The sequence below is a fragment of the Pseudomonas viridiflava genome (assembly GCF_900184295.1).
Taxonomy (GTDB): Bacteria; Pseudomonadota; Gammaproteobacteria; order Pseudomonadales; family Pseudomonadaceae; genus Aquipseudomonas; species Aquipseudomonas viridiflava.
On record NZ_LT855380.1, the window covers coordinates 4,126,251 to 4,147,331 of the forward strand.

Consider the following 21,081-nt stretch of genomic DNA (forward strand, 5'->3'; position numbering starts at 1 on the left):
AAGCCAGCGCGAAGGCTGGCTTGTGGGTGTTTTCGAACGAAAAGAGAAATCAGTCGGCTTTTGGAGCTTCCACCGGCTTGACAGCTTCTTCGTAGGAGACCGATTTGTCGGTCACGCTAGCTTTCTGCAAAACAGTATCTACAACTTGCTCTTCAAGCACAACAGAACGTACTTCGTTCATTTGCTGCTCGTTCTTGTAGTACCAGGCCACAACCTGCTCTGGCTCCTGGTAGGCCGAGGCCATTTCCTGGATCAGATCACGAACGCGGGCATCGTCAGGCTTGAGGTCGAACTGCTTGACCACTTCAGCAACGATCAGACCCAGCTCGACGCGGCGCTTGGCCTGCTCTTCGAACAGCTCGGCCGGCAGCTGGTCAGGCTTGATGTTGCCACCAAACTGCTGAACCGCTTGAACGCGCAGACGGTTGACTTCGTTTTCCAGCAGCGCTTTAGGCACTTCGATCGGGTTGGAGGCCAGCAGACCGTCCATTACCTGATTCTTGACCTTGGATTTGATGGCCTGACGCAGCTCACGCTCCATGTTCTTGCGAACTTCGGCGCGGAAACCGTCGATGCCGGTTTCCTTGATACCGAACTGCTTGAAGAACTCTTCGTTCAGCTCAGGCAGCTTTGGCTCGGAAACGGTGTTGACGGTCACAGTGAACTCGGCAGCCTTACCAGCCAACTCCAGGTTCTGGTAATCCTCAGGGAAGGTCACGTTCAGAACGCGCTCTTCACCGGCCTTGGCGCCAACCAGACCGTCTTCGAAGCCAGGGATCATGCGGCCGGAACCCAGAACCAGCTGGGTGCCAGTGGCAGAACCGCCGGCGAATGCTTCGCCGTCGACCTTGCCCACGAAATCGATGTTCAGCTGATCTTCGTTCTGAGCGGCACGATCGGTCTCTTCAAAACGAACGTTCTGCTTGCGCAGCACTTCCAGCATGTTGTCCAGATCGCTGTCGGCCACGTCGGCGGACAGACGCTCTACAGCGATGCTGTCGAAACCGGCAACGGTGAATTCCGGGAAGACTTCGAAAGTCGCCACGTATTCCAGATCCTTGCCTTTTTCGAAGGATTTCGGCTCTACAGCAGGTGCGCCAGCCGGGTTGAGCTTCTGCTCAACGACAGCTTCGTAGAAAGTAGCCTGAATCAGATCGCCCAGCGCTTCCTGACGCGCGCCGTCTTCGTAACGCTGGCGGATCACGCTCATAGGCACTTTGCCAGGGCGGAAGCCCGGGATCTTGGCTTTACGTGCGGTCTGCTGCAGACGCTTGTTGACTTCAGTCTCGATGCGTTCGGCAGGCACGCCAATGGTCATGCGGCGCTCAAGAGCGGAAGTATTTTCAACAGAAACTTGCATGGATATTCCTCGTTGCACAGACGTTAGCCGGCCGTTTCCGACCCCAGAATCAAGGGCATGCATTCTAGTGGGTCAAACTCAAGAAGTCACCCTACTGAAAAAGGGCGGTTTAAGAGGAAGGAATCGGACCGCCGACGAGCACGAACCACAAAGGCCTCGCACTGCAGGCGATGCGTCTGGCACGGCCTTCTATATAAGGAAGCCTGTGTACCGGATCACTACCGACTCCATCCGCGTAGCGCGCCTCGCTCGACCGACGGCAGCAGGCCTTCGACCAGCGAGACGGTAAAACCAATACGCTGAAACAAAAAAAGCCGCACTAGGCGGCTTTTTTGTTGCAACCGAAGCGTTTCCACTCAGGCTGTTTGTATCTTGGTGCGGACGGAGAGACTCGAACTCTCACACCTTTCGGCGCTGGAACCTAAATCCAGTGTGTCTACCAATTCCACCACATCCGCGCTACAAGCTTTTAAAGCAAAGGCGCCAGATTATAAATCTGGCGCCTTTCTTAATATGGGGTGGACGAAGGGGATCGAACCCTCGACAACAGGAGTCACAATCCTGTGCTCTACCAACTGAGCTACGCCCACCATATTGCATGTGACCAGTACATCTTACTTGCTGTGCCAAAGCTGCCTTGAATGGCGCACCCGGCAGGACTCGAACCTGCGACCATCCGCTTAGAAGGCGGATGCTCTATCCAGCTGAGCTACGGGCACTTATATAATCTGTATTCTTTTACGATCACAAATTAAAAGGCTTTCAATCACACCGAGCTGATTTGCAACTCTGCCTGACCTAATCAACCAGTGCTAGCTTAACCAGTGCTGGGCTCTGCCCGGCAAGTGCGACGAATCTTATAGACGCCCCCAAAGGTCGTCAACTCTTTTTTGAAAAAAATTCAGTTAGATAAAGGGGTTAGCGGAATATGCTGACCAAGCGACTTTGCCCTCGCGCCATGTCATGCGAGAATGCGCGCTCATTTTATTTCCTCTCGATGGTTAATCACGCGTCATGACTGCAAAACTAATCGACGGCAAAGCGATCGCCGCCAGCCTGCGCCAGCAGATCGCCAAACGTGTCGCCGAACGTAGCCAGCAAGGCCTGCGTACGCCGGGCCTCGCGGTGATTCTGGTGGGCAGCGACCCCGCCTCCCAGGTGTATGTCTCCCACAAGCGCAAGGACTGTGAAGAAGTCGGCTTCATCTCCCAGGCCTACGACCTGCCCGCAGACACCACCCAGGTTGCGCTCACCGAGCTGATCGATCGCCTCAATGAAGACGCTGCCGTCGACGGCATCCTTCTGCAACTGCCCCTGCCCGAGCATCTGGACGCTTCGCTGCTGTTGGAGCGCATCCGCCCCGACAAGGACGTGGATGGTTTCCATCCTTATAACGTCGGCCGTCTGGCTCAGCGCATTCCCCTGCTGCGCCCGTGTACGCCAAAAGGCATCATGACCCTGCTGGAAAGTACCGGCGTTGATCTGTACGGCATGGACGCGGTCGTCGTGGGCGCTTCCAATATCGTCGGTCGTCCGATGGCGATGGAGTTGCTGCTGGGTGGCTGCACCGTCACTGTGACTCACCGTTTCACCAAGGATCTGGCTGGCCATGTCGGTCGCGCCGATCTGGTCGTGGTCGCCGCTGGCAAGCCCGGTCTTGTGAAAGGCGAGTGGATCAAGCCTGGCGCCATCGTGATCGACGTCGGCATCAACCGCCAGGCCGATGGCAAGCTGGTCGGCGACGTGGTCTATGAAACCGCCCTGCCCCGCGCCGGCTGGATCACGCCTGTGCCGGGCGGCGTCGGCCCCATGACCCGCGCCTGCCTGCTGGAAAACACCCTGTACGCCGCCGAGACGCTGCACAGCTGATACCGCTTTTCAGCAGCAAAAAAAAACGGCACCCGAGGGTGCCGTTTTTTGTACTTCAAGAACGCTTATTTTTTCCCGGCTTCCCAGCTTTTCAGCAGGTCGGAGTAGGCAATGGTTTCGCCTTTCGGTTTCTCGTTGGCCAGCTTGCGCTGAGGTGCGAGGAACTTGCCGCCGCTGTTCTCGGCCTTGCTGTACCACTCTTCAGCCGTGGTTTCCGGGTTCATCTTCGGCGCACAACCGCTGGCATCCTGAACCTTGGAGCGTTCGATGCGCGTCATGATCGCATCCTGATCCTTGGCCAGTCCGTCCAGCGCTGCCTGAGCGGTCTTCTCACCCGTCACAGCTTCAGCCACATGGCTCCACCACAACTGGGCCAGCTTCGGATAGTCCGGAACGTTGGTGCCGGTTGGCGACCACTGCACGCGGGCCGGGCTGCGGTAGAACTCGACCAGACCACCCAGCTTGGGTGCCAGCGCAGTCATTTCCTTGGAGTTGATGTCCGATTCACGAATCGGCGTCAGGCCGACGATGGTTTTCTTCAGCGACACCGACTTGGAGGTCACGAACTGCGCATAGAGCCAGGCTGCGTTACGCTTTTTCTCTTCGGTGGCCTTGAGGAAAGTCCATGAACCCACGTCCTGGTAGCCCAGCTTCATGCCTTCTTTCCAGTACGGGCCCTTGGGCGAAGGCGCCATGCGCCATTTCGGAGTGCCATCGGCGTTCATTACCGGCAGGCCAGGCTTGGTCATGTCGGCAGTGAATGCGGTGTACCAGAAGATCTGCTGCGCAACCTCGCCCTGCGATGGAACAGGCCCCGACTCGGAGAAGGTCATGCCTGCCGCTTGCGGCGGTGCATAGGCTTTCAGCCAGTCGATGTATTTCTGGGTGGCGAAGACAGCCGCCGGACCGTTGGTGTCGCCACCACGGGTGATGCTGGAGCCAACCGGGTGACAGGCTTCAACGCGAATACCCCACTCATCCACAGGCAAGCCGTTGGGCAGACCCTTGTCGCCACTGCCAGCCATGGAGAACCAGGCATCGGTGAAGCGCCAGCCCAGCGATGGATCTTTCTTGCCGTAATCCATGTGGCCATAGACCCGCTTGCCGTCGATGGTTTTCACGTCTTCGCTGAAGAACTTGGCGATGTCTTCATAGGCCGACCAGTTCACCGGAACGCCCAGCTCGTAGCCGTATTTGTCCTTGAACTGCTTTTTCAGGTCTGCGCGATCGAACCAGTCGGCGCGGAACCAGTAAAGGTTGGCAAATTGCTGGTCGGGCAGCTGATACAGCTTGCCGTCCGGTGCGGTGGTGAAGGAAGTGCCGATGAAGTCCTTCAGGTCCAGCGTAGGAGAAGTGACTTTCGCACCCTCGGCACTGGCCATCAGGTCGGTCAGAGACAGCGCTTTACCGTAACGGAAGTGCGTACCGATCAGGTCAGAGTCGTTGACCCAGCCGTCATAGATGCTTTTGTCAGACTGCATGGCGGTCTGCAGCTTCTCGATGACGTCGCCTTCCTGAAGCAGGTCGTGAGTGACCTTGATCCCGGTAATTTCGGTAAATGCCTTGGCCAGGGTCTTGGATTCATATTCGTGGGTGGTCAGGGTTTCCGACACCACTTTGATGTCCATGCCACGGAACGGCTCGGCAGCCTTGATGAACCACTCAAGCTCTTTCAACTGCTCGGCATCGGAAAGCGTGGTCGGCTTGAATTCGCTGGCCGCCCACTTCTTTGCCGCATCCTCGTATTGATCCGCCCAGGCTGAAACGCTCAGCCCGCTGAGCATGATCATGGTTGCCAACGTCACGCTATGTTGCAGCTTGTTTTTCTTATTGAACATAGACACCTCAAGAGTTGCTTCTTATGTAGTCCCGCTTTTCGAATACCGCCAGCCGTCATGCGGACAATCACGCCCGCCCGCCTGCTAACCCCAACGCATCACCACCAACAGCCACACCAGAGAGGCCCCCGAAGCGACCCAGATACTCCAGTCGGTCGCGCCGATCACCATCAGATGCAGATAAGCACTGCCCAACAGCCCGATGAACAGCCGGTCGCCACGTGTGGTGGCAATCGGCAGAAATCCGCGACGCTCGATACTGGCCGAGCGCAGCTCCCATACCGTCATTCCCACCAACAGCAACGCGATACTGCCGAAGAAGGCCGCGGTGGGCAGTGTCCAGGACATCCACTCCATTTTTCGTCTCCTCAGACACGGCCAAGGGCAAAGCCCTTGACCACGTGGTTGCGAACAAACCAGATCACCAGCATGCCCGGCAGAATGGTCAGCACACCGGCCGCAGCCAGCACGCCCCAATCGATACCGGACGCCGAGACCGTACGTGTCATGACCGCAGCAATCGGCTTGGCATTGACCGAGGTCAGGGTGCGCGCCAGCAGCAGCTCGACCCAGGAAAACATGAAGCAGAAGAACGCCGTGACACCAATCCCCGAACCAATCAGCGGGATGAAAATCTTGCCGAAGAACTTGGGAAAGCTGTAACCGTCGATGTAGGCGGTTTCATCGATCTCCTTCGGAACCCCCGACATGAAGCCTTCCAGAATCCATACCGCCAACGGCACGTTGAACAGGCAATGCGCCAGAGCCACAGCGATGTGCGTGTCGAACAGACCGATAGAGGAATACAGCTGGAAAAACGGCAGCAGAAACACCGCTGGTGGCGCCATGCGGTTGGTCAGCAGCCAGAAGAACAGGTGCTTGTCGCCGAGGAAACGATAGCGTGAAAACGCGTAGGCCGCTGGCAACGCGACACTCAGCGATATCACGGTATTCAGGCACACGTAGTACAGCGAGTTGATGTAGCCGCTGTACCAGCTCTCGTCGGTGAAGATCACCTTGTAGTTGGCCAGGGTGAAATCCTGCGGCCACAGGGTCAGACCGCCGAGGATCTCGGTGTTGGTCTTGAACGACATGTTGACCAGCCAGTAGATCGGCACCAGCAGAAAGAGCAGATAAATCAGCATCGGTATGGCTTTGCGCAGACTCATGACCCGGCCCTCAATTCTTTTCACTGTGGGTCATGGCGGTGTAGAACACCCATGACACCAGCAGAATGATCAGGAAATACACCAGCGAGAAAGCGGCCGCCGGACCCAGGTCGAACTGCCCGAGCGCCATGGTCGTTAGGGTCTGGCTGAGGAAGGTGGTGGAGTTGCCCGGACCGCCGCCGGTGAGCACGAACGGCTCGGTGTAGATCATGAAGCTGTCCATGAACCGCAGCATCACGGCGATCAGCAGCACACTTTTCATCTTCGGCAGTTGAATGTGCCGGAAGATTGCCCAGCTCGACGCCCGGTCGATCCGCGCCGCCTGATAGTAGACGTCCGGAATGGCCCGCAAACCCGAGTAGCTCAGCAACGCCACCAGGGATGTCCAGTGCCAGACATCGATGACCAGCACCGTGACCCAGGCATCCGACGCATTGGCCGCGTAGTTGTAGTTGATGTGCAGAATGTTGTTCAGCGTATAACCCAGCAGACCAATGTCACCACGGCCGAAGATCTGCCAGATGGTGCCGACCACGTTCCAGGGAATCAGCAGCGGGATGGTCATCAGGATCAGGCAGACCGTCGACCAGCGCCCCTTGGTCGGCATGCACAGCGCGACCGCGATGCCGAGCGGAATCTCGATCAGCAGCACGCTGCCCGAGTAAATGAACTGACGCAGCAGCGAGTCGTGCAGACGCGGGTCCTGCAGGACCTGCCTGAACCAGTCGGTGCCGACAAAGTAACGGCTGGACTGGTCGAAGATGTCCTGCACCGAGTAGTTGACCACGGTCATCATCGGAATGATGGCGCTGAAGGCCACCAGCAGGAACACCGGCAGCACCAGCCACCAGGCCTTGTTGTTCTGGACCTTGTTATTCATGGCAGGTCTCGCTCTGGAGTGGGCTCAAGCAGGAAGTCATCGGCGTACACCATCAGCCACTGCGCCGGAAAACTGATCCACGCCTGACCTTGCGGCACCGGCTTGTCTTCGGGCATGCGCACCTTGATCTTCTGCCCGGCCAGCGACAGGGTCAGAATCTTGTAAGTGCCCAGATCCTCGACGTAGACCACCTCGGCGCACATCGCTTCCTCGTAGGGGCCGTCCCAGACGTGCACGAACTCGGGGCGAATGCCGATTTTCAGACTGGTAAACGAGGTCCGTGCGATCTGCTGCTGCAACAGGCCGGACAGCGGCACGTGAACGTCGCCAAAACCGACGCCGTCACCCTGTGGCTGCACGTCGATGAGGTTCATGCCGGGACTGCCGATGAAATAGCCGACAAAGGTGTGCCGGGGCTTCTCGAACAGTTCACGCGGGGTGCCGAACTGGACGATCTGGCCGCCGTACATCACCGCGATCTTGTCGGCGAAGGTCGAGGCCTCCAACTGGTCGTGGGTGACGTAGACCATGGTGATGTTGAACTGCTCGTGAATCTGCTTGAGCTTGCGGCGCAGCTTCCATTTCAGGTGCGGGTCGATGACCGTCAGCGGCTCGTCGAACAGGATGGCCGAAACGTCATCACGTACCAGCCCGCGCCCCATGGACACTTTCTGTTTTTCATCCGCCGTCAGGTTGCGCGCCTTCTTTTTCAGCAATGGCTGCAGATCCAGCACTTCGGCGATTTCATTGACCTTGGCGAGAATGCGCGCCTTGTCCATGCCCTGGTTGCGCAATGGAAAGGCCAGGTTATCGAACACGGTCATGGTGTCGTAGATCACCGGAAACTGGAAAACCTGAGCGATGTTGCGGTGTTCGGGCGGCAGTTCGTTGACCACTTTGGAGTCGAACAGCACCTGCCCCTGCGACGGGCTCAGCAGGCCGGAAATAATGTTGAGCAAGGTCGACTTGCCGCAGCCGGAAGGCCCGAGCAGCGCATACGCCCCGCCCTGCTCCCAGATATGGCTCATCTCGCGAATCGCGTAATCATCAGGCCCAGGGTTGGCGCTGTAACTGTGCGCCAGGTTCTGCAATCGGATCTCGGCCATCAGGCAACCCTCGACATGCGCAGGCCCGGCGCCTGGATAAGGCCGCCCTGCTGATCGAACACGAAAAGTTTGTGGGTCGGGATGTACACCCGGATCGGCGCATCGACGTCGTAGGCGTGAACGCCCGGCAGATGCAGCACCAGCGAGAACAGCTCGTTGCGCACGTGCAGGAAGGTTTCCGAGCCGCTGATTTCGGCCAGCTCCACGGTCACGGCCAGCTCGAGGTCATCGTCGTTGGACGGCACCAGACTGAGGTGGCTGGGCCGCACGCCAAAGCGGTACTCACCATCACCGATGGCGCGCAGGTCGACGTTGAGCGGGAAATGCACGAAGTTGGCGAAGCTCACCTCGTTACCATCGATGCGCCCCGGCATGAGGTTGATCGGCGGTTCCGAGAACAGCTCGGCAGCCAGCACGGTGGCGGGCTTGTGATAGACCTCAGGGGTCTTGCCGCTCTGCACCACCCGACCTTCATGCAGGATGGTGGTCGTACCGCCCAGCGCCAGCGCTTCGTTGGGTTCGGTGGTGGCGTAGATGGCGATGGTATGGCGAGCGGCGAAAAGCTCGCGCATCTCCTGACGCAGCTCTTCGCGCAGCTTGTAGTCGAGGTTGACCAGCGGCTCGTCGAACAGGATCAGTTCGGCATCCTTGACCAGCGCCCGGGCCATCGCGGTGCGCTGCTGCTGGCCGCCGGACAGTTCAAGGGGATGGCGCTGCAGAAACTTCTCGATGCGCAGCATTTTCGCGGTTTCGTGGACGCGGCTGTGGATAACGTCCTTGGACATGCCCGCCTGACGCAGCGGCGAGGCGATGTTTTCGAATACCGTCATGCTCGGGTAATTGATGAACTGCTGGTAAACCATCGAGACGTTGCGCAGGCGAACCGGACGATGGGTGACATCGACCCCGTTCATCAGCACTCGCCCGCTGTCGGGTTTGTCCAGCCCGGCCATCAGGCGCATCAGGCTGGTTTTGCCTGACAGGGTTCGCCCCAGCAGAACGTTGAAGGATCCTGGCTCAAAGCTCAGGGACGCGTCGTCGATCCATATTTGGCCATCGACTGCGCGACTGACGTGCTCCAGCGTGAGAGACATGGCGTGCCCTTTGTTGTTTTTTTAAGGGTAATGCGTGACTGGTGTGCAGATAGCGACATTCGTGCCAGTTCTGCCGATACCCCGCCAAGGCCCGTCCCAGAGCACTCGCCCGTATTCATTGAGCGAAAGCCGCTTCATAGCTGAACAAAAATGAACAGTAAACGCTGAACAACTGAACAAAATGAACGTTGACTTTGAACACATCTGAACGACACTGGATGGACGTTGCACGCCAGGATGGACACGCGACGAAACCTGAAAATAAAAACAACACGTCATCCTTGCAGGTTTTGCCATGGCTCAATCCAGCACTTCGCTTGCGCACGACATCATCATTCGCGATTCATGGACACGCTGCCGGGACTTCGGTCTCAGCCATCAGACGCGTCCGTCGTTCGGCCAGTTGCCCGGGTCGGAAGTCTCACAGCTGCTGGAACGCCACAACGCGCTGGTGCAGACGACCCATCAGGAAGTACTGCCGGTCTATGAAAACATCCTGAGCAATTCCAATTGCCTGATCCTGTTGGCCGATCCCCAGGGCCAGTTGCTCAAGTCATGGGGCACTCAGCGGTTCGGCGATTCATCGCATCAGGGCTTTCTGGCGGGAGCCAGCTGGAGTGAACGAGGCACCGGCACCAACGCCATCGGCACCGCGCTGGCCTGTGAACAGGCCATCCATATCGAGCCTGACGAACACTTCCTCAAGGCCAACCGCTTCATGACCGGCTCGGCCTCGCCTATATTCGACGCCGACCGGCGCATCATTGCGGTACTGGATGTCTCAAGTGACAGCTTCCTGCCGCCCTCCCACACCCTGGGCATGGTCAAGATGATGAGCCAGTCGGTGGAAAACCGGCTGATCCTCGACCAGTTTCGCGACACGCATTTCCAGCTGATCTTCAATACAGGCCTGAACAACCTCGACAGCCAGTGGGCCGGACTGCTGATTTTCGACGAGAGCGGCCAGATTCTCTGCGCCAATCGCCGTGCCGATACCCTGCTGGGCGTCAGGCTCGCCGGCGTCAGCATCGAGACGCTGTTCAAATGCCCGATCCTGCAACTGCTCAGCGAGCCCGAAGCCCGGCCTTTTGCACTGCAGGCATTCGGCAACAACCGTTTCCAGTGCCTGATCAAGCGTCCAAGACGCAAGCCATTGCAACTGCATGCGGTTACGACAGCCACTCCTGCTCCGATGGTCGCCCGAAGCCTGGATCTGCAAGCCATCAGCCTGGGCGATGCCCGCGTCGAGAAGGCTGTTATCCAGGCGCAGCGTCTGCTGGAAAAAGACATTCCGCTGTTGATCCATGGTGAGACCGGGGTCGGCAAGGAAGTGTTCGTCAAGGCGCTGCATCAGGCCAGCTCGCGGGCCAGTCAGCCGCTGATCGCGGTCAATTGCGCGGCGATTCCGGCCGATCTGGTGGAAGCTGAGCTGTTCGGCTACGCCAAGGGCGCGTTCACGGGTGCCAGCCAGAAAGGCAGCATCGGGCTGATTCGCAAGGCCGACAAGGGCACACTGTTTCTGGACGAAATCGGTGACATGCCGATGTCGGTGCAGGCGCGTCTGCTGCGGGTCCTTCAAGAGCGTTGTGTTCAGCCGCTGGGTGGTGGCGAGTTGTATTCAGTGGATATCCGCCTGGTATCGGCCACCAACCGCACGTTGCGCGATCAGGTGCAGGCCGGGCATTTTCGTCAGGACCTGTATTACCGGATCAGCGGCCTGAACATCGAGCTGCCGCCGCTGCGCGAAAGAACCGACAAGCACACGCTGGTGCAACGCATCTGGGAACGGCATCGGGACCCGCACCAGCGGGCCGGTTTTTCACGGGAAGTGCTTGAGCTGTTCGAGCATCACCCATGGCCGGGCAATATCCGCCAGCTCAACAGCGTGATTCAGGTGGCGCTGGCACTGGCCGACGATCAGCCGATCACCACCGATCATTTGCCGGAAGACTTCTTTCTGGATGCAGGAATGGGTGAGCAGCGCAGTGACAGACAGACAGCCGGGGATGTCCAGGATCGCCTGCAAAACACCGACGACCTGAATGATCTGCTTCAGGCAGCCGGAGGGAATATTTCGCAGCTGGCGAAGCGACTCGGGGTAAGCCGCAACACCTTGTACAAACGCTTACGGGAACAGCAAGGCGGCGAAACCTGATCGACGTCAGGCAGTGCCCGCCTCGACACTGATCGTGCCCATCGCTCCGCGTGGGCACGATCAGTGTCGAGGCGGACTTGTGTATAACGATGAGCGCAGAGCGTGGGAACGATCAGATCAGTGAATGAACTGACGCCATCGCCGGCAAGCCGCCTCCCAGTCGTTATGCATCCAGCCAGACACTCTCGTTTCGACTTCAGTCCGCCAGACGCCAGGTCGTTCCGCCCTTGCCGTCTTCCAGCACAACGCCCATGGCGGTGATCTGGTCGCGGATGCGGTCGGATTCGGCCCAGTCCTTGGCAGCACGCGCTGCCAGACGCGCCTGAATCAGCGCTTCCACTTCAGCGGCATCGACACGACCTTCTGCACCTGCGCGTAGAAAGTCGTCAGCCTCCAGCTGCAACACACCCAGCACGCTGGCCAGTTGCTTGAGACGCGCCGCAAGACCCGCTGCTGCTGCAGGATCGGTCTCACGCAGACGGTTGATCTCGCGCACCATTTCAAACAGCACGGCACAGGCTTCGGGCGTGCCGAAGTCGTCGTTCATTGCAGCAGTAAAGCGCTCGACGAACGCTTCGCCGCCGACAGACTCGGAGACCGGCAGGCCCTTGAGCGCGTGATAGAAGCGCTCCAGCGCTGCCTTGGACTCGCGCAGGCTGTCCTCGGAATAATTGATCGCGCTCCGGTAGTGACTCGATACCAGCAGGTAACGCACCACTTCCGGGTGGTATTTCTCCAGCACGTCGCGAATGGTGAAGAAGTTGTTCAAGGACTTGGACATCTTCTCGCCATTGATGCGGATCATGCCGCAGTGCAACCACGCATTGGCGTACGTCTTGCCGGTCGCCGCTTCGCTCTGGGCGATCTCGTTTTCATGGTGCGGAAACTCGAGGTCACTGCCGCCGCCATGAATGTCGAAGGTGTCACCCAGGCAGCAGGTCGACATCACCGAGCACTCGATATGCCAGCCCGGACGACCCGGACCCCATGGCGAATCCCAGCTCGGCTCGCCCGGCTTGACGCCCTTCCAGAGCACGAAGTCCAGCGGATCGTCCTTGGACTCGTCCACTTCGATTCGCGCACCGATGCGCAGGTCTTCGATTTTCTTGCGCGACAGCTTGCCGTAGCCGACAAACTTGCCGACGCGGTAGTACACATCGCCATTGCCCGGCGCGTAAGCGTAACCCTTGTCGATCAGGGTCTGGATCATGGCGTGCATGCCGGCGATGTGATCGGTGGCACGCGGTTCCATGTCCGGCTTGAGGATATTGAGGCGAGCCTCGTCCTCGTGCATGGCGTCAATCATGCGCGCAGTCAGCGCGTCGAACGACTCGCCGTTGTCACGCGCACGGTTGATGATCTTGTCGTCAATGTCGGTGATGTTGCGCACATACGTCAGTTCATAGCCGCTGAACCGCAACCAGCGCGTCACCAGATCGAACGCGACCATGCTGCGGCCGTGGCCCAGGTGGCAGTAGTCGTACACGGTCATCCCGCAGACGTACATGCGCACCTTGTTGCCATCCAGCGGCTTGAAAACTTCTTTGCTCTTGGTGAGCGTGTTGTAGATGGAAAGCACTTTCCTACCCCCGTGGTACATCAGCTCCAGGAATCGCGCAGTGTCACTGTGCGGTTGAAGACCGGACGACCAGGTTTCGTATCCTTGATGTCGGCGCAGAAGTAGCCTTCGCGTTCGAACTGGAACCGGTCTTCCGGCTGTGCATTAGCCAGCGATGGTTCAGCACGACAACCTGTCAGGACCTGCAGGGAATCAGGGTTGATGTTTTCCAGGAACGTAGCGCCATCTTCGGCCTTGTCGGGCGAAGGGGAACGGAACAGACGGTCGTAGAGACGCACTTCGCATTCCACGCTGGCTTCGGCCGGAACCCAGTGGATAACGCCCTTGACCTTGCGGCCTTCAGGGTTCTTGCCCAGGGTGTCAGGGTCGTAGGAGCAGCGCAGCTCGACGATGTTGCCGTCGGCGTCCTTGATGGCCTCGTCGGCACGGATCACGTAGCTGCCACGCAGACGCACTTCGCCGTTCGGCTCAAGGCGCTTGTAGCCTTTCGGCGGCTCTTCCATGTAGTCGTCGCGATCAATGTAGATCTCGCGAGCAAACGGCAGTTCGCGCACGCCCAGGTCTTCCTTGGGGTGACGCGGCAGTTCGAGCTTCTCGACCTGGCCTTCCGGGTAATTGGTGATCACGACTTTCAACGGACGCAGCACGCACATGGCGCGTGGCGCATTGCGATCCAGGTCATCACGGATGCTGAATTCGAGCATGCCGAAATCCACCACGCCGTCGGAACGGTTGGTGCCAACCATTTCGCAGAAGTTGCGGATCGAAGCCGGCGTGTAGCCACGACGACGGAAGCCGGACAGCGTGGACATGCGCGGATCATCCCAACCGTTGACGTGCTTCTCGTCAACCAGTTGCTTGAGCTTGCGCTTGCTGGTCACGGTGTAGCTCAGATTCAGGCGCGAGAATTCGTACTGGCGCGGCTTGCACGGCACCGGCAGGTTGTCCAGGAACCAGTCGTACAACGGACGATGGCTTTCGAACTCCAGCGTGCAGATCGAATGGGTAATGCCTTCGATGGCGTCTGACTGACCGTGGGTGAAGTCATAGATCGGGTAGATGCACCATTTGTCACCGGTCTGGTGATGGTGCGCGTGACGAATGCGGTACAGGATCGGATCACGCAGGTTCATGTTCGGCGACGCCATGTCGATCTTGGCGCGCAGTACGCGAGCACCGTCTTCGAACTCACCGGCTTTCATGCGGGTGAACAGGTCCAGGTTTTCCTCGACGCTGCGCTCACGGAACGGGCTGTTCTTGCCAGGCTCGGTCAGGGTGCCACGGTATTCGCGTGCCTGCTCGGGGGTCAGGTCGTCCACATAAGCCTTGCCGGACTTGATCAGCTCAACGGCCCAGTCGTGCAGTTGATCGAAGTATTGCGAGGCGTAACGCACTTCGCCCGCCCACTCGAAGCCGAGCCACTTCACGTCGCTCATGATGGCGTCGATGTATTCCTGGTCTTCCTTGGCCGGGTTGGTGTCGTCGAAACGCAGGTGCGTCGCGCCACCAAACTCGTTGGCCAGACCGAAGTTCACGCAGATCGACTTGGCGTGACCGATGTGCAGATAGCCGTTCGGTTCTGGCGGGAAGCGGGTCACGATCCGGGTGTGTTTGCCCGAATCCAGGTCAGCCTGCACGATCGGACGCAGGAAGTTGGTCGGTACGACAGGGCCTGCCTTTGTATTCGCAGCGGGTTCTGGAGTGGGCTTGCTCATAGGATCCTTGGACATACTTGTGCGCGGCCAGGGTAGGCCGACTAAATCAAAGCGCTTATCATAGCCGAAGCTGTCAAGTCCCTGACAACAGAGTGCAGGGTTGCAGGCAGAAAAGCGGCAAAAAGCGCGAAAAATGTAACCTCGCCTGTAAACTGCACGTCAGGGTGATATTGCGCCCCTTCATGAACGCCAAGAGATCGACTCTCCTATGTCCAAAGTAAAACTGACTACCAACCACGGTGACATCGTTCTGCAATTGAACGCAGAAAAAGCACCGCTGACCGTTGCCAACTTCATCGAATACGTCAACGCTGGCCACTATGAAAATACCGTTTTCCACCGTGTGATCGGCAACTTCATGGTCCAGGGCGGTGGTTTCGAGCCAGGCATGAAGGAAAAGAAAGACAAGCGTCCGAGCATCCAGAACGAAGCCGATAACGGCTTGCCGAACAAGAAGTACACAGTCGCCATGGCCCGCACCATGGAGCCGCATTCGGCTTCCGCGCAGTTCTTCATCAACGTGGCTGACAACGCCTTCCTGAACCACAGCGCCAAGACCGTTCAGGGCTGGGGCTATGCCGTGTTCGGTGAAGTGATCGAAGGCACTGACGTTGTCGACAAGATCAAGGGCGTTGCCACCAGCAGCAAGGCCGGCCACCAGGACGTTCCTGTCGAAGACGTGATCATCGAAAAAGCAGAGATCGTTGAGTGATACTGCTGATCTCCGATTTGCATCTTGAGCAAGAACGCCCGGATATTACCCGGGCGTTTCTGGATTTACTCGCAGGCCGGGCTCGCACAGCCGAGTCGCTGTATATCCTCGGGGATTTCTTCGAAGCCTGGATCGGTGACGACGCCATGTCGCCGTTCCAGCTTTCGATCTGCAAGGCCCTGCGCGAACTGAGCGACAGTGGTACCCGAATTTTTCTGATGCACGGCAACCGCGACTTCATGATCGGCAAGGGTTTCTGCAAGGCAGCGGGTTGTACGCTGCTGGCCGACCCGACCGTGGTGCAGTTGAACGGTGAGCCGGTGCTGCTGATGCACGGCGACAGCCTGTGCACGCGTGATGTGGGCTACATCAGGATGCGCCGCTACCTGCGCCATCCGCTGACGCTGTTCATTCTGCGTCACCTGCCCTTGAAGACCCGCCACAAACTGGCGCGCAAGCTGCGCAATGAAAGTCGCGCAAAGACCCGCATGAAAGCCAACGACATTGTCGATGTGACGCCTGAAGAAGTGCCGCGAATCATGCAGCAATTCGGTGTGCACACGCTGATCCACGGCCACACGCATCGCCCTGCCATACATAAACTGCAGCTCGGCGACGTGGCCGCCAGACGTATCGTGCTGGGCGACTGGGATCGTCAGGGCTGGGCGCTGCAGGTGGACGAACAGGGTTTCAGCCTGGGTTCGTTCGATTTTGTGCCGGAAGAGAATCGCACGCTGGCGTTGCCGCCTTCGTTGTAAATAAAGGCAGCTGTCTCCCTTACTGAACCTGCAGTCTGTGCCATTTGTGACGCGGAGCGTCACAGGCGGCATGCCCACGCAGAGCGATGGGCACGATCATACAGCGGCGTCGGTCTATGTTTACCCAGCCAAACCCGCTATCAATGCCCTCCTCCGGCCGCCGGTCCTGCTTTGGCGGCGAACGGTGGTTTGGCGAACCAGACCAGCAAAATCAACCCCGCGAACAACCAGCCCAGCATGTAGAAGTAATCCACCGTCGACATCATGTACGCCTGACTGTTGAGCGTCTGCTCCAGCTGCGCGTAGTCCTGCGGACCGGCACCGCCCAGCGTGTCGAGCGCATGCCGTGTGGCCGGGTCATAGGTGCTAATGTTTTCGCTCAGGTACGCATGATGCTGCTCGGCACGGCGAATCCAGATCCAGGTCGTCAGCGATGCCGCGAAGCTGCCGCCCAGCGTACGCAGGAAGGTGGCGAGGCCTGAACCATCGGCAATCTGGTTGGGTGGCAGGTCCGATAGCAGAATGCTCAGGGTCGGCATGAAGAACAGCGCGACGCCTATCCCCATGAACAACTGCACCATGGCGATGTGCTGGAAATCCACCTGATTGGTGAAGTCTGCACGCATGAAACAGCTCAGGCCCATGGCCAGGAACGCCAGGCTGGCCAGCAGGCGCAGGTCGAACTTGTGCGCGTACTTGCCAACGAAGGGTGACATCAACACCGGCAGGATACCAATCGGCGCCAACGCCAGTCCGGCCCAGGTCGCGGTGTAGCCCATCTGCGTCTGCAACCATTGTGGCAACAGCAGGTTGACGCCGAAAAACCCTGAATACCCGCCAATCATCGCCAGTGTACCGACCCGAAAATTTCGATAGGCGAACAGCCGCAGATTGACGATGGGATGTTTATCGGTCATTTCCCAGATCACGAATACCGACAGCGCTACCAGCGAAATCAGTGCGCCGATGACGATGAAATTCGACTCGAACCAGTCCAGGTTATTGCCTTTGTCCAGCACGACCTGCAGCGCACCGACGCCGATGATCAGGGATATCAGCCCGACGTAATCCAGCGGCTGTTGCTGGGTGTTGACCGGACGCTTGGCCATCTGCGTGCGCACCACCAAGGCTGCGAACAGGCCGATCGGAATATTGATGAAGAAGATCCAGGGCCAACTGTAACTGTCGGTAATCCAGCCGCCCAGAATCGGCCCGACAATGGGCGCGACCACCGTGACCATCGCCAGCAAGGCCAGCGCCATGCCCCGTTTCGCAGGCGGATAGACCGCCAGCAGCAAGGTCTGGCTCATGGGATAAAGCGGCCCGGCAACGATGCCCTGCAAGGCCCGAAAGCCTACAAGCTCGGGCATCGACGTGGATATCCCGCACATAAACGAAGCCAGCACAAACAGCAGGGTCGCCCACAGGAACAGTTTGACCTCACCGAAGCGACGGCTCAGCCAGCCGGTCAGGGGCAGCGCGATGGCGTTACTGACGGCAAACGAGGTGATGACCCAGGTGCTCTGCTCCGAGCTGACACCCAGGTTGCCTGCGATGGTCGGCAGGGCCACGTTGGCGATGGTGGTATCGAGCACTTGCATGAAGGTCGCCAGCGACAGGCCAATGGTGCAGAGCAACAGGCTGGGAGGCGTAAAGGAAGCGGGGGCGTTGGTGCTCATCGCGAATCCCTGAAAACGTGGGCGACACCCCGGCCGAAAGACCGGGGCAGGCGGATGGGCGGATCAGCGCTGGGCGGTCTTGCTTTTGTCGCTGGCCGCGCTGTTTTCATGGATCAGGCGCGCGATCAAGGCATCGGCATCAGCCAGCTGTTCGGTGTAGACCTGGGTAGTGAACGCAGCCTGCTTCGGAGGCTGCTGCGCCAGGATCGGACCACTCTGGTCGTGCAGATTGACTTCAACGGTGGTCGACAGACCAATGCGCAGCGGGTGTTGCGCCAGCTCTTCAGGGTTGATGTGGACCCGGACCGGCACACGCTGGACGATCTTGATCCAGTTGCCGGTCGCGTTCTGGGCTGGCAACAGCGCGAACGCGCTGCCGGTCCCCGCGCCCAGGCTGTCGATGGTGCCGCTGTACTTCACGTCGCTGCCATACAGGTCGGAGCTGATTTCCACCGGCTGACCGATACGCATCTTGCCCAGCTGAGTTTCCTTGAAGTTGGCATCGATCCACAGCTGATCCAGTGGAATCACGGCCATGGTCGCGGTGCCAGGCTGGACACGCTGGCCCAGTTGTACGCTGCGCTTGGCAACGTAACCGGTCACCGGTGCGACCAGGGTTGTCCGCGCATTGGCGAGATAGGCCTGACGCAACTGCGCAGCCGCCGCCTTCACGTCCGGGTGGGAAGACACGACGGTGTCATCAACCAGCGCCACACTGGTACTCAACTGTTGCTGGATGTTGTTCAGGGCACTTTGTGCGCTGGTCAGTTGGTCCCGGGCATGGGACAGCTCTTCCTGGGAGATTGCGCCACCGGCCGCCAGACTGCGACGACGGCTGTAGTTATCCTGAGCCGTCTGCACTGCCGCACGTTGCGCGGCCAGTTGAGCCTTCATGCCATCGACGTTGCTGTACAGGCCGCGAACCTGACGCACGACCTTGCCCAGATTGGCTTCGGCGCTCTGCAGCCCGACTTCGGCATCGCTTGGATCGAAACGCAGCAGGACCTGACCTTCGCGGACCAGATCACCGTCGTCTGCGGCAATACTGATAACCGTGCCGGTGACCAGCGGCGTGATTTCCACCACGTTGCCACTCACGTAGGCGTCATCGGTCTCTTCGCTCCATTGACCGTAAAACTCATACCAGCCCCATATCGCCAGTCCACAGAGAACGACGATGATGGCGAGACCGGCCAGCAGGAATTTGCGCTTGCCGGATTTCGGGGCGTTTGGCTGTTTCTGTTCAGGGGCAGACGTGTTTTCAGCGGCGGCAGTGGCCATGGCAATTACCTTCAAGTCGGCAGAACGGCTGAGATCCGGCCAGACCGGCCGCCCTCAACTTCGGGCTATTCGTATTTATTTGCCTTTGGCGTTGAAGCTCAGGCGAGTCAGGGCGATATGGTCGTCGGCGGCGACCAGCACCTTGGTCAGAATCCGGCGCAGCACTTCCACTTCCTCAGCGTCGAGGGCAGCGAAGGTGTCGTTCATGGCATCGGCACCGATCTGCGGCAGCAGGTCGGATAGCGCTTGTCCCTGAGACGTCAGGGCGACACGCACCTGACGACGATCGGTTTCCGAACGGGTGCGGACGATCAACCCCTTCTGTTCCAGACGGTCCAGCATGCGAGTCATCGAACCGCTGTCCAGCGACAGGTGCCGACACAATTCCACCGGCGTATCCGTCGAAAACTGGGCAATGATGATCAGCACCTTGAACTGCGCGAACGTGACGTCGTACGGCAGCAGGTACTTGTCCAGCATGCGGTCTTTCAGCGCGTTGGTACGCCCGACCAGCAGCCCGATCAGGCTGGAATCAAAATTTTCAGGACTGAAATGTTTCAAGGAATCACCCGGAAAGCTGCCTAGGCAGTGATTACAAAATATTACTGCCTAGACAGCTATTGTCAAAGTATTTGTTAGCTTGCTTACTAAAAAAGCATAAAAAAACGACCGCTGGTAAGACGGTCGTTTTTTGTCGCTGGCCGAAATGGCGCGCCGGATCAGGCGGCGACAGGTACGCCACTGTGAAAACGAAATTCCTCGTCAGGGCTTTCGATCAGCTCGCGCTCGGCCAGACGAATCTCTTCGATCTTGACGTCCACGTCTGCCTTGTCGCCATAGGTGTAAGCCAGCTTCAGGTAATCCTGAAAATGCCGCGCTTCGGACTTGAGCAGACTGCCGTAGAACTTGGCCAGGTCCTCATCCAGGTGCGGCACCAGCGCGGCGAAACGCTCACAGGAACGGGCTTCGACGATGGCACCCACCACCAGCGCATCGGTCAGGCGGTAGGGGTTGTGATTACGCACCAGCTTGCGCAACGCCCCGGCATAACGCGCCGAGCTTATGTTGGCCATCGGAATCTGGCGCTTGCGGATGATGCTGATCACCTGCTCGAAATGACGCAGCTCTTCACGGGCCAGGCGCGACATCTTGGCCAGCAGGTCGAACTTGTCGTTGTACTGGAACATGAACTGGAACGCCGCCCCTGCCGCCTTCTTCTCATTGTTCGCGTGGTCGATCAGCAGGATGTCGAGGTTGCGCAATGCAGCCTGAACCCAGCTGTCGGGCGTACGGCAAAGCAGAAAGGCTTCGATTTCAGGGATCGGGTACATAGGCTCACACATGGCGCAAAGGCAAAGCGCGGCATTATACGAGGGCTATCGACGTCCCGCGAGACAAAAGCGCGGCGGCGGATCAGGCGCCGAAGGCATCCTTGAGAAAGCCCGGCGCTATATAACGCTGGTAATGCGCCTCGGAGAGCAAAAAGAACTCGCGGTCGATCGCATCACGTAACTCAGGCAGCGACCAATTACGAAATTCGGGTAACAACACGAAACCGTAGGCTTCCACCTGACTGATGACCCGCGCACCGCGAGCGATCAATTGATAGGCCCAGCAATATTCGGACTGGTGCGGCACGAAGCGAATCTTGCGCTGGACAAGCTGCAGCCGCAGTTTGTCGGCATCGAAGATTTCGAGCTTGGCGGTCATGACCTGAACCAGCAACTGTTCCAGACGCAACCAGACGGCTCTTTTTTCGTCTTCGTTGTAACCGTTCCAGTGGATGACTTCATGGTGGAAGCGTTTGCAGCCACGGCACACCAAATCCCCGTAAACAGTGGAGCAAAGGCCGACGCAGGGTGTTTTGATGATGTGATCAGGCATGG

General features: G+C 58.8%; 18 protein-coding genes and 3 tRNA genes. 4 read left to right on the forward strand and 17 right to left on the reverse strand.

Features of this window, described 5'->3' with window-relative positions; genetic code table 11:
* Positions 1 to 49 precede the first annotated feature (49 nt).
* The 4 genes from tig to CFBP1590_RS18455 form a co-directional block, all read right to left on the reverse strand.
* Positions 50 to 1,360: a trigger factor gene (gene tig / locus CFBP1590_RS18440; protein WP_004883903.1), complete on the reverse strand. Its 1,311-nt coding sequence runs from the start codon at positions 1,358 to 1,360 to the stop codon at positions 50 to 52.
* A gap of 373 nt (positions 1,361 to 1,733) precedes the next feature.
* A tRNA-Leu gene (locus tag CFBP1590_RS18445) sits at positions 1,734 to 1,818 on the reverse strand.
* A 56-nt stretch (positions 1,819 to 1,874) separates the two neighbouring features.
* A tRNA-His gene (locus tag CFBP1590_RS18450) sits at positions 1,875 to 1,950 on the reverse strand.
* 52 nt (positions 1,951 to 2,002) lie between these two features.
* Positions 2,003 to 2,079 (reverse strand) — tRNA-Arg (locus tag CFBP1590_RS18455).
* Positions 2,080 to 2,374: 295 nt separating this feature from the next.
* Between CFBP1590_RS18455 and folD the strand changes: the two genes are divergently transcribed.
* Positions 2,375 to 3,229 (forward strand): bifunctional methylenetetrahydrofolate dehydrogenase/methenyltetrahydrofolate cyclohydrolase FolD, encoded by an 855-nt coding sequence (folD, locus tag CFBP1590_RS18460; protein WP_029241486.1) that lies wholly within the window; start codon positions 2,375 to 2,377, stop codon positions 3,227 to 3,229.
* A gap of 65 nt (positions 3,230 to 3,294) precedes the next feature.
* On the opposite strand, the gene CFBP1590_RS18465 is transcribed toward folD, so the two are convergent.
* The 6 genes from CFBP1590_RS18465 to CFBP1590_RS18490 all read right to left on the reverse strand — a co-directional run bounded on the left by CFBP1590_RS18465 (position 3,295) and on the right by CFBP1590_RS18490 (position 9,316).
* The gene (locus CFBP1590_RS18465; protein ID WP_029241485.1) at positions 3,295 to 5,067 is read right to left on the reverse strand and encodes an ABC transporter substrate-binding protein; all 1,773 of its coding nucleotides are present in this window, start codon (positions 5,065 to 5,067) and stop codon (positions 3,295 to 3,297) included.
* 84 nt (positions 5,068 to 5,151) lie between these two features.
* On the reverse strand, positions 5,152 to 5,424 hold the full coding sequence (locus CFBP1590_RS18470) for a DUF2160 domain-containing protein (RefSeq protein ID WP_004883898.1): 273 nt from the start codon (positions 5,422 to 5,424) through the stop codon (positions 5,152 to 5,154).
* A gap of 11 nt (positions 5,425 to 5,435) precedes the next feature.
* Positions 5,436 to 6,236: a carbohydrate ABC transporter permease gene (locus CFBP1590_RS18475; RefSeq protein WP_004883897.1), complete on the reverse strand. Its 801-nt coding sequence runs from the start codon at positions 6,234 to 6,236 to the stop codon at positions 5,436 to 5,438.
* A gap of 10 nt (positions 6,237 to 6,246) precedes the next feature.
* Positions 6,247 to 7,116 (reverse strand): carbohydrate ABC transporter permease, encoded by an 870-nt coding sequence (locus CFBP1590_RS18480; protein ID WP_004883896.1) that lies wholly within the window; start codon positions 7,114 to 7,116, stop codon positions 6,247 to 6,249.
* A complete protein-coding gene (locus CFBP1590_RS18485) occupies positions 7,113 to 8,222 on the reverse strand; it encodes an ABC transporter ATP-binding protein (RefSeq protein WP_029241484.1) in 1,110 nt (369 codons plus the stop codon). Before CFBP1590_RS18485 ends, CFBP1590_RS18480 begins: the two co-directional genes overlap by 4 nt.
* Positions 8,222 to 9,316 carry an ABC transporter ATP-binding protein gene (locus tag CFBP1590_RS18490; RefSeq protein WP_004883892.1) on the reverse strand — a complete coding sequence of 365 codons (1,095 nt, stop codon included), beginning with the start codon at positions 9,314 to 9,316 and terminating at the stop codon, positions 8,222 to 8,224. Before CFBP1590_RS18490 ends, CFBP1590_RS18485 begins: the two co-directional genes overlap by 1 nt.
* A 295-nt stretch (positions 9,317 to 9,611) precedes the next feature.
* On the opposite strand from CFBP1590_RS18490, the gene CFBP1590_RS18495 reads away from it, so the two are divergent.
* Positions 9,612 to 11,471 (forward strand): sigma-54-dependent Fis family transcriptional regulator, encoded by a 1,860-nt coding sequence (locus CFBP1590_RS18495; RefSeq protein WP_029241483.1) that lies wholly within the window; start codon positions 9,612 to 9,614, stop codon positions 11,469 to 11,471.
* A gap of 196 nt (positions 11,472 to 11,667) precedes the next feature.
* Here CFBP1590_RS18495 and cysS read toward each other — a convergent pair whose 3' ends face one another.
* Together cysS and CFBP1590_RS18505 are read right to left on the reverse strand one after the other, a co-directional pair.
* Positions 11,668 to 13,050, reverse strand: coding sequence for a cysteine--tRNA ligase (gene cysS, locus CFBP1590_RS18500; protein ID WP_088235693.1), 1,383 nt, complete (start codon positions 13,048 to 13,050; stop codon positions 11,668 to 11,670).
* 20 nt (positions 13,051 to 13,070) lie between these two features.
* A complete protein-coding gene (locus CFBP1590_RS18505; protein WP_088235694.1) occupies positions 13,071 to 14,765 on the reverse strand; it encodes a glutamine--tRNA ligase/YqeY domain fusion protein in 1,695 nt (564 codons plus the stop codon).
* A gap of 208 nt (positions 14,766 to 14,973) precedes the next feature.
* Between CFBP1590_RS18505 and CFBP1590_RS18510 the strand changes: the two genes are divergently transcribed.
* Together CFBP1590_RS18510 and lpxH are read left to right on the forward strand one after the other, a co-directional pair.
* Positions 14,974 to 15,477 (forward strand): peptidylprolyl isomerase, encoded by a 504-nt coding sequence (locus CFBP1590_RS18510; protein WP_025996875.1) that lies wholly within the window; start codon positions 14,974 to 14,976, stop codon positions 15,475 to 15,477.
* Positions 15,474 to 16,235 (forward strand): UDP-2,3-diacylglucosamine diphosphatase, encoded by a 762-nt coding sequence (gene lpxH, locus CFBP1590_RS18515; RefSeq protein WP_043302822.1) that lies wholly within the window; start codon positions 15,474 to 15,476, stop codon positions 16,233 to 16,235. The genes CFBP1590_RS18510 and lpxH overlap by 4 nt, the downstream gene beginning before the upstream one ends.
* A 140-nt stretch (positions 16,236 to 16,375) precedes the next feature.
* Here the strand turns inward: lpxH and CFBP1590_RS18520 are convergent, their stop codons facing one another.
* The 5 genes from CFBP1590_RS18520 to CFBP1590_RS18540 all read right to left on the reverse strand — a co-directional run bounded on the left by CFBP1590_RS18520 (position 16,376) and on the right by CFBP1590_RS18540 (position 21,079).
* Complete coding sequence (locus CFBP1590_RS18520) at positions 16,376 to 17,914, reverse strand: DHA2 family efflux MFS transporter permease subunit (RefSeq protein WP_088235695.1); 1,539 nt, start codon at positions 17,912 to 17,914, stop codon at positions 16,376 to 16,378.
* Positions 17,915 to 17,977: 63 nt separating this feature from the next.
* Complete coding sequence (locus CFBP1590_RS18525) at positions 17,978 to 19,195, reverse strand: HlyD family secretion protein (protein WP_088235696.1); 1,218 nt, start codon at positions 19,193 to 19,195, stop codon at positions 17,978 to 17,980.
* A gap of 75 nt (positions 19,196 to 19,270) precedes the next feature.
* Entirely contained in the window at positions 19,271 to 19,756 is a 486-nt protein-coding gene (locus tag CFBP1590_RS18530) for a MarR family winged helix-turn-helix transcriptional regulator (RefSeq protein WP_057408000.1), read from the reverse strand.
* A gap of 158 nt (positions 19,757 to 19,914) precedes the next feature.
* Positions 19,915 to 20,526: a MiaE family protein gene (locus tag CFBP1590_RS18535; RefSeq protein WP_088235697.1), complete on the reverse strand. Its 612-nt coding sequence runs from the start codon at positions 20,524 to 20,526 to the stop codon at positions 19,915 to 19,917.
* Between the two features lie 82 nt (positions 20,527 to 20,608).
* Positions 20,609 to 21,079 (reverse strand): DUF1289 domain-containing protein, encoded by a 471-nt coding sequence (locus CFBP1590_RS18540; RefSeq protein ID WP_004883872.1) that lies wholly within the window; start codon positions 21,077 to 21,079, stop codon positions 20,609 to 20,611.
* Positions 21,080 to 21,081 lie beyond the last annotated feature (2 nt).

Bases quoted from the DNA above. Each gene is read 5' to 3' on its own strand.
- tig (WP_004883903.1), bottom strand. From the start codon at position 1,360: ATGCAAGTTTCTGTTGAAAATACTTCCGCTCTTGAGCGCCGCATGACC.
- folD (WP_029241486.1), top strand. From the start codon at position 2,375: ATGACTGCAAAACTAATCGACGGCAAAGCGATCGCCGCCAGCCTGCGC.
- CFBP1590_RS18465 (WP_029241485.1), bottom strand. From the start codon at position 5,067: ATGTTCAATAAGAAAAACAAGCTGCAACATAGCGTGACGTTGGCAACC.
- CFBP1590_RS18470 (WP_004883898.1), bottom strand. From the start codon at position 5,424: ATGGAGTGGATGTCCTGGACACTGCCCACCGCGGCCTTCTTCGGCAGT.
- CFBP1590_RS18475 (WP_004883897.1), bottom strand. From the start codon at position 6,236: ATGAGTCTGCGCAAAGCCATACCGATGCTGATTTATCTGCTCTTTCTG.
- CFBP1590_RS18480 (WP_004883896.1), bottom strand. From the start codon at position 7,116: ATGAATAACAAGGTCCAGAACAACAAGGCCTGGTGGCTGGTGCTGCCG.
- CFBP1590_RS18485 (WP_029241484.1), bottom strand. From the start codon at position 8,222: ATGGCCGAGATCCGATTGCAGAACCTGGCGCACAGTTACAGCGCCAAC.
- CFBP1590_RS18490 (WP_004883892.1), bottom strand. From the start codon at position 9,316: ATGTCTCTCACGCTGGAGCACGTCAGTCGCGCAGTCGATGGCCAAATA.
- CFBP1590_RS18495 (WP_029241483.1), top strand. From the start codon at position 9,612: ATGGCTCAATCCAGCACTTCGCTTGCGCACGACATCATCATTCGCGAT.
- CFBP1590_RS18505 (WP_088235694.1), bottom strand. From the start codon at position 14,765: ATGAGCAAGCCCACTCCAGAACCCGCTGCGAATACAAAGGCAGGCCCT.
- CFBP1590_RS18510 (WP_025996875.1), top strand. From the start codon at position 14,974: ATGTCCAAAGTAAAACTGACTACCAACCACGGTGACATCGTTCTGCAA.
- CFBP1590_RS18520 (WP_088235695.1), bottom strand. From the start codon at position 17,914: ATGAGCACCAACGCCCCCGCTTCCTTTACGCCTCCCAGCCTGTTGCTC.
- CFBP1590_RS18525 (WP_088235696.1), bottom strand. From the start codon at position 19,195: ATGGCCACTGCCGCCGCTGAAAACACGTCTGCCCCTGAACAGAAACAG.
- CFBP1590_RS18535 (WP_088235697.1), bottom strand. From the start codon at position 20,526: ATGTACCCGATCCCTGAAATCGAAGCCTTTCTGCTTTGCCGTACGCCC.
- CFBP1590_RS18540 (WP_004883872.1), bottom strand. From the start codon at position 21,079: ATGCCTGATCACATCATCAAAACACCCTGCGTCGGCCTTTGCTCCACT.